The sequence below is a fragment of the Lysobacter antibioticus HS124 genome (assembly GCF_000336385.2).
Taxonomy (GTDB): Bacteria; Pseudomonadota; Gammaproteobacteria; order Xanthomonadales; family Xanthomonadaceae; genus Lysobacter; species Lysobacter firmicutimachus.
Window position 1 is genome coordinate 1 of record NZ_HG424589.1, and the last position, 9,353, is coordinate 9,353.

At 71.9% G+C, this 9,353-nt stretch carries 5 protein-coding genes; 2 read left to right on the top strand and 3 right to left on the bottom strand.

Going from position 1 to position 9,353, the window contains the following annotated elements; genetic code table 11:
• Window positions 1–83: 83 nt before the first annotated feature.
• Genes TX83_RS20575 through TX83_RS20585 form a run of 3 tightly spaced genes read right to left on the bottom strand, consistent with a single transcriptional unit; the run spans window position 84 to window position 1,955 of the window.
• Complete coding sequence (locus TX83_RS20575; protein ID WP_064749855.1) at window positions 84–638, bottom strand: YceI family protein; 555 nt, start codon at window positions 636–638, stop codon at window positions 84–86.
• Window positions 628–1,230, bottom strand: coding sequence for a cytochrome b (locus tag TX83_RS20580; protein WP_064749856.1), 603 nt, complete (start codon window positions 1,228–1,230; stop codon window positions 628–630). The genes TX83_RS20575 and TX83_RS20580 overlap by 11 nt, the downstream gene beginning before the upstream one ends.
• A complete protein-coding gene (locus TX83_RS20585; protein WP_064749857.1) occupies window positions 1,227–1,955 on the bottom strand; it encodes a YceI family protein in 729 nt (242 codons plus the stop codon). Before TX83_RS20585 ends, TX83_RS20580 begins: the two co-directional genes overlap by 4 nt.
• Before the next feature lie 208 nt (window positions 1,956–2,163).
• Between TX83_RS20585 and TX83_RS20590 the strand changes: the two genes are divergently transcribed.
• Both TX83_RS20590 and TX83_RS20595 read left to right on the top strand, forming a co-directional pair.
• Window positions 2,164–5,745, top strand: coding sequence for a hybrid sensor histidine kinase/response regulator (locus tag TX83_RS20590; RefSeq protein ID WP_064749858.1), 3,582 nt, complete (start codon window positions 2,164–2,166; stop codon window positions 5,743–5,745).
• Between the two features lie 107 nt (window positions 5,746–5,852).
• On the top strand, window positions 5,853–9,353 hold a 3,501-nt coding region (locus tag TX83_RS20595), incomplete at its 3' end, for a sensor histidine kinase (protein WP_222423802.1).

The following is a 9,353-nucleotide window of genomic DNA, read 5'->3' on the forward strand; positions in this document are numbered from 1 at the left end:
CGTCATGGCGTTCTTGCGAGATCGATGCGGCGCCAAGCTCATTACGGCAACGGCTGCCGGTGCCGGCGGCGTGCCAGCTGGGCTTACTTCGCCGCCGCGAACGTCACCTTGGTGCTGACCGCGACTTCGTTGGGGATGATCGAGGTGTCGGCCCAGTCGCCACCGCCGACGTTGAAGTCCAGGCGCTTGACCGTGGCCTTGCCGGTCAGCACCGGCTTGGCGCCCGGGGTCCAAGTGAAATTCAGGGTCACCGGCTTGGTCGCGCCGCGCAGGCTCAGGCTGCCGTCGGCGGCGTAGTTGTTGCCGCCCAGGCTGCGGAACTTGGTCGCGGTGAAGCGCGCCTGCGGGAACTTGGCGATGTTGAAGAAGTCCGCGCCCTTGAGGGTGTCGTCGCGCTCGGCGTTCTTGGAGTTGGCGCCGGCCAGCGGAATCAGCACGTCGAGCTTGGACGCGGCCAGCTGGGCCGGGTCGAAGCTCAGCCGCGCAGTGAAGCCGGGGAAGCTGCCGGCGAAGGTTTCGCCCTGGTACTTGGTCGCGAACACCAGGGTCGAGCCCGGCTGCGAGACGTAATCGGCGGCGAGCGCGGGCGTGGCGGCGGCGAACAGCAGGCCGGCGAGGGCGAGGGACTCAATTCGCATCGGGGGTCTCCGGAAGGGAAGCGGGGGAAGGGGCGTTGGGAGTGCGGCGGCGGCCGGGCAGCATGCGCCGCAAGGTGTCGTCGTTCTGGAACAGGTGGTGGTAGAAGGCCGCGCCGGCGTGCGCCAGCACCAGCGCCAGCAGCAGCCAGAAGCCGTACTCGTGCAGGGTGCGGCTAAGCTGGGCCAGCTCTTCGCTGCGCTGAGCGATCTTGGGCAGGTTGAACAGGCCGAAGTACTGCAGCGGATAACCCGAAGACGAGTTGAACACCCAACCCGAGACCGGCAGGGCGAACATCAGCGCGTACAGCGCCCAATGGGTCAGCGAGGCGATGCGTTCCTGCCAGTGCGGCGTGCCCGCGACCGGGCGCGGGGCGCCGGCGTAGAAGCGCCACAGCAGGCGCAGCGCGACCAGGCTCAGCAAGGTCAGGCCGAGCGATTTGTGCAAGGCGTAGATCTTGATCTTGGACGGGCCGTTGTTCATGTCGACCATGGTCAGGCCGATGATCGCGATCGCTGCGATCAACAGCACGACCGCCCAATGCAGCAGCTGGCTGATCGCGCCCCAGCGGTCGGCGGTGTTCTTGAGGGTCATCGGCGTGGCTCCGGTTCGGCCGTGGCGGCGCTGGGGTCGGGGGAGGGAACGGGGTCGGCCGGCGGGTCGGACGGCGGCCCCTCGGGCGGACGTTCGACCGCGTCGGCCGCGGAGGGTTCGAGATAGGCGCCGCGCACCGCTTCGGCCTCGATGCGCAGCTCGACCTCGTCGCCGATCGCCGACTTCCAGGCGTCGATGCCGTAGTCGGCGCGGCTCAGCCGTGCCGTCGCCGAAAACCCGGCGGTGCGACGGAACGGCGGCAGGGGGTGGCGCTTGAGCGCATTGAGGCGCACGTCCAGGCACAGCGGCCGGGTAGCGCCGCGTAGGCTGAGGCGGCCGCAGACCTGGGCCCGGTCGGGGTCGGCCGGATCGGGTTCGACCCGCTCGGAGACGAAACGGGCCAGCGGATGGCGCTTGCCGTCGAGGAGGTTGGCGGCCAACGCCGCCCGGTTCCATTTCGCATCGCCGAGGTCGAGCCGGGTCAGCGGCACCTCGACCTCGAGCCGGGCGCTGCGCCAGTCGTCGCGATCGAACCAGAGCCGGCCGCGGCTGCCGGACACGGTGCCGATGGCCTGCGAAAAGCCGGCATGGGACAGGGCGAACATCACCCGGGTGTGGACCGGGTCCAGACCGTAACTCTCCGGGCCGGCCGCCCGCGCGGGCGCGACCGCCGCCAGCGACGGCAGGATCAGCGCGACGGCGACGCAATGGCGAATGAGAGACATGACAGCTCCGGCAAGGTTCGGGGAATTCTAGGCACAGTGTTGCGAAGCCGACGCTAAACGCGCGCAACGATCCGTTTCGGCGCCCCCATCGGCACCGCCCCGGCCGCGGCCCCCTTGCCGCTGCCGCCGCTATCGCCGAGCCTAATGGGCGAGGACACACCGATGGACCGAGGTTGGGACGCCGCGTTCCACCGGGGGAGGGAACCGAATGCTGCGATCCTTGCTATGCCTGTGCGCGGCCCTGGTCCTGTCCACGGCCGCGGCGCCGCGCGGTGCCGCCGCGGCGGTGCCCGAGGCGCCGCGTGCGCGCCTGATCGGGGTCGCCGACGGGCTGCCGTCGAGCAAGGTCAACGGCATGGCCTTCGACCGCGCCGGCTACCTGTGGCTGGCGACCACCGACGGACTGGCGCGCTACGACGGCATCGGCATGCAGGTCTGGCGGCACATTCCCGGCGACGAGCGCTCCTTGCCCGGCAACGACCTGGCGATCGTGGTCGTCGACGACCGCGACCGGATCTGGGTCGCCGCCGAAGGCCGCGGCCTGAGCATGATGGGCCCGCAGCGCGACGGTTTCGTCCACTACCGCCGCAAACAGCATCCGCAGATCGGCAGCGACGACACCTTCGCCGTCGCCAGCCGCGACGGCGAGGTCTGGTTCGGCACCTACGGCGGCGGGCTGCACCGCATGCGCGGCGAACGCATCGAGCGTTTCATGCCGCGCCCCGGCGACGCGCGCAGCCTGCCGTCGGACACCGTGCTGGCGCTGACCCGCGATGCGCGCGGCGAGCTGTGGATCGGCACCTTCAAGGGGCTGGCGCGCTGGACCGGGCGCGATTTCGAGACCGTAGTCCTGCCCGGCGAGGACCCGGTGCCGTGGGTGTATTCGATCGTCGCCGACGGCGAGCGCTTGTGGGTCGGCACCCGCACCGGCCTGTACCGGCGCGAGGCCGACGGGCGCTGGACCGTGCCCGAGTTCGCGCCGATGTTCGGCCAACTCAACGCGGTGCTGAGCCTGGCGCCGGATCGCGACGGCCACTACTGGCTCGGCACCCAGCGCAGCATCTGGCGCGCTGCGCCCGGCGCGGTGCCGGTGCCGGTGGCGCTGGGGCCGAAGCGGCCGCCGCGGCCGGTGCAGCAGATCGTCGGCCAGGGCGACGGGGCGTTCTGGTTTCCGCTGGCGGGCACCGGCATCGGCTATCTGCGCGCGGACTGGCGCCGCATCGCCCAGTACTCGCGCGAACGCGACGATCTGTCGGCCGAACTGTATTCGGCTTTGGCGCCGTCGGCGCAGGGCGGCTGGTGGTTGGTCGGTTCGCGCGGCGAGATCGAGCGCCTGTCTCGCGACGGCCGCATCGAAGCGTTCGTCGACGGCCCGCATCCGGCGCTGGGCAAAGGCGTGGTCTATGCCGCGGTCGAGGACCGGCGCGGCCGATTGTGGGTGGCCACCAGCCGCAACAGCGTGGTGCGTATCCAGCCCGACGGCACGGCGCGCGAGTGGACCGTCGACATGCCCGAGGCGGTGCTCGACGGCAAACCGGACCGGATGCTGATCGCGCCCGACGGCAGCTTGTGGATCTCGTACCTCGCGGCCGGCCTGCAGCGCCGCGATCCGGACAGCGGCAAGGTACTGGCATCGATCGCGGTCGGCCCCGGCCAGGGCATCGGCAGCGGCGACATCGATGGCCTGCGCTTCGCCCCGGACGGCGTGCTGTGGGCCGCGACAGGCCAAGGACTGCTGCGCTACGACGCGGCGCGCAACCGTATGAACCCGGTGCCGGGCATCCCGGCCGATCGCGTGTTCGGCTTCGTGTTCGAATCCGCCGACAGCCTGTGGCTGCACCGCTTGAACGGCCTGGAGCGCTATCGCCGCGACGGCGCGCGCTGGCGGCTGCAGCAACGCGCCGGGGTCGAGGTCGGCATCCCCGCGGCCGAAAGCACCGGCCTGTTCCGCGACCGCGGCGGCCGGCTGTGGCTGACCACCGCGCGCGGCCTGTTCCGCTGGGACCCGCAACGCCGCCACCTGCGCCGGTTCGGCGTGCAGGACGGCATGAGCAACCAGGAATTCGTCCGCCGCACCGCCGCGCTCAGCGACGAGGGCGTGCTCGCCGCGTCGCTGTCGGACGGCAGCGTGGTGCTGGTCGACACCGCCTTGCCCGATCCGCCGCCGCGTCGTTCCAACCTGCAGTGGCACCAGTTCGCGGTGCGCCGGCACGGCCGCTGGATGCCGATGCCGCTGCAAGGCGGGCCGGACGAGGCCGGCCCCGCGCGCCCGGCGCAGTACCGCGCGGTGCCCACGTTGTCGCCGGACGATCGCGAGCTGCGCGTGCAACTGCGCCTGCTGTCGTTCGACGACCCGCAGGCGAACCGCTACTACACCCGCCTGGACGGCTACGACAACGACTGGGTCGCGCTCGGCGACAGCGGCGAGCGCGTGTTCGCCGGTCTGGGGCCGGGCAGCTATGTGCTGCATGCGCGCGCCATCGACGCCAACGGCAACGCTTCGGCCGAGCGCAGCCTGGCATTCAAGGTGCTGCCGCCGTGGTGGCGCACGCCGCCGGCGCTGGCGGCGCTGGCCTGCGTGCTGATGCTGCTGGGGTGGTGGGCGGCGGGCGCCTATCAGCGCCGCCTGCAGCGCCGCTTGTCGTGGCAACGCGCCGAACACGAACGCGAGGTGGCCAAGCAGGCCTCGCTGGCCAAGACCCGCTTCCTGGCCACGCTCGGCCACGAAGTGCGCACGCCGATGACCGGCGTGCTGGGCATGAGCGAGCTGCTGCTCGACACGCCGCTCGACGACAGACAGCGCAGCTACACGGAATCGATCCGGCGCGCCGGCGAGCATCTGCTGCGCCTGGTCAACGACGCCTTGGACCTGGCGCGGATCGAATCGGGCCGGCTGGAACTGGCCGACGAGCCTTTCGACCTGCGCGCCCTGGTCGAGCAAGCCGCGGGCTTGATGCGGCCTTTGGCGCGGCAGCGTGGCCTTGGCTTCGAGATCGCGATCGCCGCCGACGCGCCGTGCGGCCTGCGCGGCGACGCCAGCCGCGTGTGTCAGGTCCTGCTCAACCTGCTCGGCAATGCGATCAAATTCACCGAAGTCGGGCATGTGCGGTTGAGCGTGGAAGCGCTGCGGCCGCACGGGGTGCGCTTCGAAGTCGCCGATACCGGGCCGGGACTGAATGCCGAGCAGAAGGCGCGCCTGTTCCGCCGCTTCGAGCAGGCCGAGGGCGTGCGCACCGCGGCGCGCTACGGCGGCAGCGGCCTGGGCCTGGCGATCTGCCAGGAACTGGCGGCGGCGATGGAGGGCCAGATCACGGTGTACAGCGAGCCCGGCCAGGGCGCTCGCTTCGTGTTCGAACTGCCGCTGCCGGTCGCCGAGCCGCCTGCGGCGGATGTGCCGGCGGCCGACCCGCGGGCCGCGCCGCCGCCGGCGCGATCGGTGCTGTTGGCCGAAGACGACCCGACCGTGGCCGAAGTCGTGGCCGGATTGCTGCGCGCCCAGGGCCATCGCGTGGCCCACGTCGCCAACGGTCTGGCGGCGCTGGCCGAGGCTGCGACCGCGCGCTTCGACCTGGCGTTGCTGGATCTGGACTTGCCCGGCATCAACGGCCTCGAGCTGGCCCGGCAATTGCGCCTGCAGGGTTTCGCCGCACCCTTGATCGCAGTGACCGCGCGCGCCGACGCCGAGGCCGAGCCGCAGGCGCTTGCGGCCGGGTTCGACCGCTTCCTGCGTAAGCCGGTAACCGGTGCCCTGTTGGCCGAGGCGCTCGCCGCCGTGGCGGGTGAGGCATGATCGGCGAGGGCGCGCAGGGGCGCGACCGGCGCCGCCTCGCGGCGTACCCTGGGCCGACGGCGCGCCGCCGGGGCGTGGTTGCGTCACGTCCGCGGCGACAAGGAGGGATGTCCGTGTTGCGAGGCCTGTTGTGTCTGCTGCTGGCGCTGTGGACGGTGCAGGTCGAGGCGCGCCTGCCGGAAACCCCGCGCTTCCGCCGCTTCGGCCAAGAGCAGGGCCTGCCCAAGTCGGTGGTCAGCATGGACCTGGATCACCAGGGCTATCTGTGGATCGCCACCGAGGACGGCCTGGCGCGCTACGACGGCGTCGAGTTCGCCCGCTGGCGCCACACCATCGGCCTGTCGGGCTCGCTGCCCGACAACATGATCGAGGATGTCTATGTCGATGCCCGCGACCGGGTCTGGGTCGCCAGCCGCGACGGCCTGAGCTGGCTCGGCCGCGACCGCAAGGAATTCGTGCGCATCGCCTTCGAAGGCGACAACGCGCGTTGCAGCGACGACGTGTCGTACCTGACCGGCACCCCGGACGGCGCGATCTGGGCCGCGACCTACGCCGGCGAAATGTGCCGGCTCGCCGCCGACGGCAAGGTGACCCGCTACCAACCCGGCGTCGGCGCCGGCGAGCGCTTGCCCGCCGGGCCGGTCACCGCCTTGCTGGTCGACGAACGCGGGCGCTTGCTGGTCGGCACCCTGCACGGTCTGGCGCGGTTCGAGGACGAACGGTTTCGACCGGTCGGCGAGGACGCCACCGCCGGCGAACGCATCGGCGAACTGTCGCGCGACGGCGACGGCACGATCTGGATCGGCACCCAGCGCGGCCTGTTCCGGCTCGGCGCCGACGACCGCCTGAGCCCTGCGCCGTGGGCCCTGGGCGAGGAGGCGGCCAACGCCATCGTGGTCGGCGACCGCTCCGGCGGACGTTGGATCGGCACCACCGCCGGCCTGTACCGGATCGACCGCAACGGCGAAGTGCGGCTGTTGCAGGACGAGGCGGGCGATGGCGTCTGGGACCATCGCAGCGGCGTGATGCAGATGCTGCGCGACGGCGAAGGCGGGCTGTGGTTCGTGACCTATTCGCAGGGACTGGTGTACCTGCCGCCGGACTGGAACCGTTTCGCTTCCATCGCCGCGGTCGGCAGCAGCCCGCTCGACCGCCTCGACGTGCGCGACCTCGCCCCGGACGGCGACGGCGGCTTCTGGGTGCTGTCGGCCACCGACCTGTACCGGCTGCGCCGCGATGCGCGCGCATTGGAGCCGGTCGCCGACAACCGCAAGCTCGGCCTGAAGTGGTTGCACACCTTGTACCTGCGTCCGGACGGGCGACTGTGGATCGGCCATTCCAGCGGCCTGAGCCTGTTCGACCCGGCCAGCGGCCGTGCCCAGCCCTGGCCGCAGGGCAAGAGCGACCTCGGCGCGACAGTGTGGTTCCTGCACGAGTTGCCCGACGGCAGCCTGTGGATGTGGTTTTCCGACGACAGCATGCGTCGCTACAGCGCCGACGGCGAACGTTTGCCCAGCGGCGAGATCGAGCGGGTGCTGGCCAACGCCGGTTTCCTGACCAGCGCCGCGACCTTCGTCGCCGGGCCCGACGGCCAGCCCTGGTTCGCCGGCAACGACGGCCTGCAGCGCTGGGACGGCGCGCGCTTCGTGCCGGTGCCCGGCGGCGGGTTCGGCGACGTGCAGGCGATGGCCTTCGCCGGCCGCCAGCGCCTGTGGCTGGCGCGCAACGGCGTGATCGAGTCCTACCGCTGGAACGGCGAGCGGCTGACCTTGCAGCAGCGCATCGACAACACCGCCGGCTTCCCCGACACCAACGTCGCCGGCCTGATCGTCAGCGAGCGCGGCACGGTCTGGGCCGCGACCACGCGCGGCCTGCTGATGATTTCCCCGCAGGACGCGCGCCTGCGCCTGTTCGGTTTCGGCGACGGCATTCCCAACGTCGAACTGGCGCGTACCGCGCCACAGCGCAGCGGCCACGGCATCGCGGCGGCCCTGTCGGTGGACGGGCCGGTCTTGTTCGATCTGGACATGCCGTTTCCCAGTACCCGCCCGCCGCGGCTGTCGCTGGAAAGCCTCAGCGTGCGCCGCGGCGAGGACGAACAGATCCTGGAAACCGGCTACGGCCCGGTGCAGTTGGAGTCCGGCGACCGCGACTTCCGCGTGGTCGCGCGCCTGCTGTCGTTCCTCGACCCGCGCGCCCATGTCTACCGCTTCAAGCTGGAAGGCTACGACCCGGACTGGATCGAACAGCGCGCCAACGGCGAGCGCGTGTTCTCGCGCCTGGAACCCGGCGAGTACCGGCTGCGGGTCAAGGCCGCCGGCGCCGACGGCATCTGGTCGGATGCGGCCGCTTTCACCCTGCACGTCAAGCCGCCGTGGTGGCGGACGGTGTGGGCCCAACTCGGCTTCGCCCTGGCCGCGGTCGCGGCGCTGGCGATCGGCGCGGTCGCCTATCGGCGCCGGCTCGGCCGGCGCAACGCCTGGCAACTGGCGGTGCACAAGCGCGAGTTGGCCGAGCAGGCCTCCGAGGCCAAGACCCGGTTCCTGGCCACGCTCGGCCACGAGGTGCGCACGCCGATGACCGGCGTGCTGGGGATGAGCGAACTGCTGCTCGATACGCCGCTCGACGACAGGCAGCGCGGCTACACGGAATCGATCCGCCGTGCCGGCCAGCATCTGCTGCGGCTGGTCAACGACGCGCTGGACCTGGCCCGGATCGAATCCGGGCGGTTGGAACTGGCCGACGAACCCTTCGATCTGCGCGCCCTGGTCGACCAGGTCAGCGGGCTGATGCAGCCGCTGGCGCGCCAGCGCGGCCTGGAGTTCCGGGTCGACGTCGCGGCCTCGGCGCCGGCCGGCCTGCGCGGCGACCAGAGCCGCGTGTGCCAGATCCTGCTCAACCTGCTCGGCAACGCGATCAAGTTCACCGAAGCCGGCCGGGTCGAATTGCGGGTCGATGCGCTGGCGCCGCAAGGCGTGCGCTTCGAAGTGTCCGACACCGGCCCCGGCCTCAACGAAGAGCAGAAGGCGCGCCTGTTCCGCCGTTTCGAACAGGCCGAAGGCGCGCGCACCGCAGCGCGCTACGGCGGCAGCGGCCTGGGCCTGGCGATCTGCCAGGAACTGGCGGTGGCGATGGACGGGCACATCGCGGTGCACAGCGAACCGGGGCAGGGCGCGCGCTTCGTGTTCGAACTGCCTTTGCCGGCCGCGGAACCGCCGCCGGGCGGGCGCGGTGGCGCCGAGCCCGCGCGAGCGCCGGCGCGCAGCGGCCCGCGCGCGGTGCTGCTGGTCGAAGACGACCCGACCGTGGCCGAAGTCATCGCCGGATTGCTGCGCGCGCAGGGCCATCGCGTCACCCACGTCGCCAACGGCCTGGCCGCGCTGGCCGAGGTGGCCACCGCCCAGTTCGACCTGCTGCTGCTCGACCTCGACCTGCCCGGCATCAACGGCCTCGACCTGGCCCGGCAGCTGCGCGCGCAGGGCTGCACCCGGCCGATGATCGCGGTGACCGCGCGCGCCGACGCCGACGCCGAACCGCAGGCCAGCGCGGCGGGCTTCGACCGCTTCCTGCGCAAGCCGGTGACCGGGGCGATGCTGGCCGAGGCGATC

What these genes read in the sequence shown, in the direction of transcription:
- TX83_RS20575 (WP_064749855.1), bottom strand. Translation starts at nt 638, where the DNA reads ATGCGAATTGAGTCCCTCGCCCTCGCCGGCCTGCTGTTCGCCGCCGCC.
- TX83_RS20580 (WP_064749856.1), bottom strand. Translation starts at nt 1,230, where the DNA reads ATGACCCTCAAGAACACCGCCGACCGCTGGGGCGCGATCAGCCAGCTG.
- TX83_RS20585 (WP_064749857.1), bottom strand. Translation starts at nt 1,955, where the DNA reads ATGTCTCTCATTCGCCATTGCGTCGCCGTCGCGCTGATCCTGCCGTCG.
- TX83_RS20590 (WP_064749858.1), top strand. Translation starts at nt 2,164, where the DNA reads ATGCTGCGATCCTTGCTATGCCTGTGCGCGGCCCTGGTCCTGTCCACG.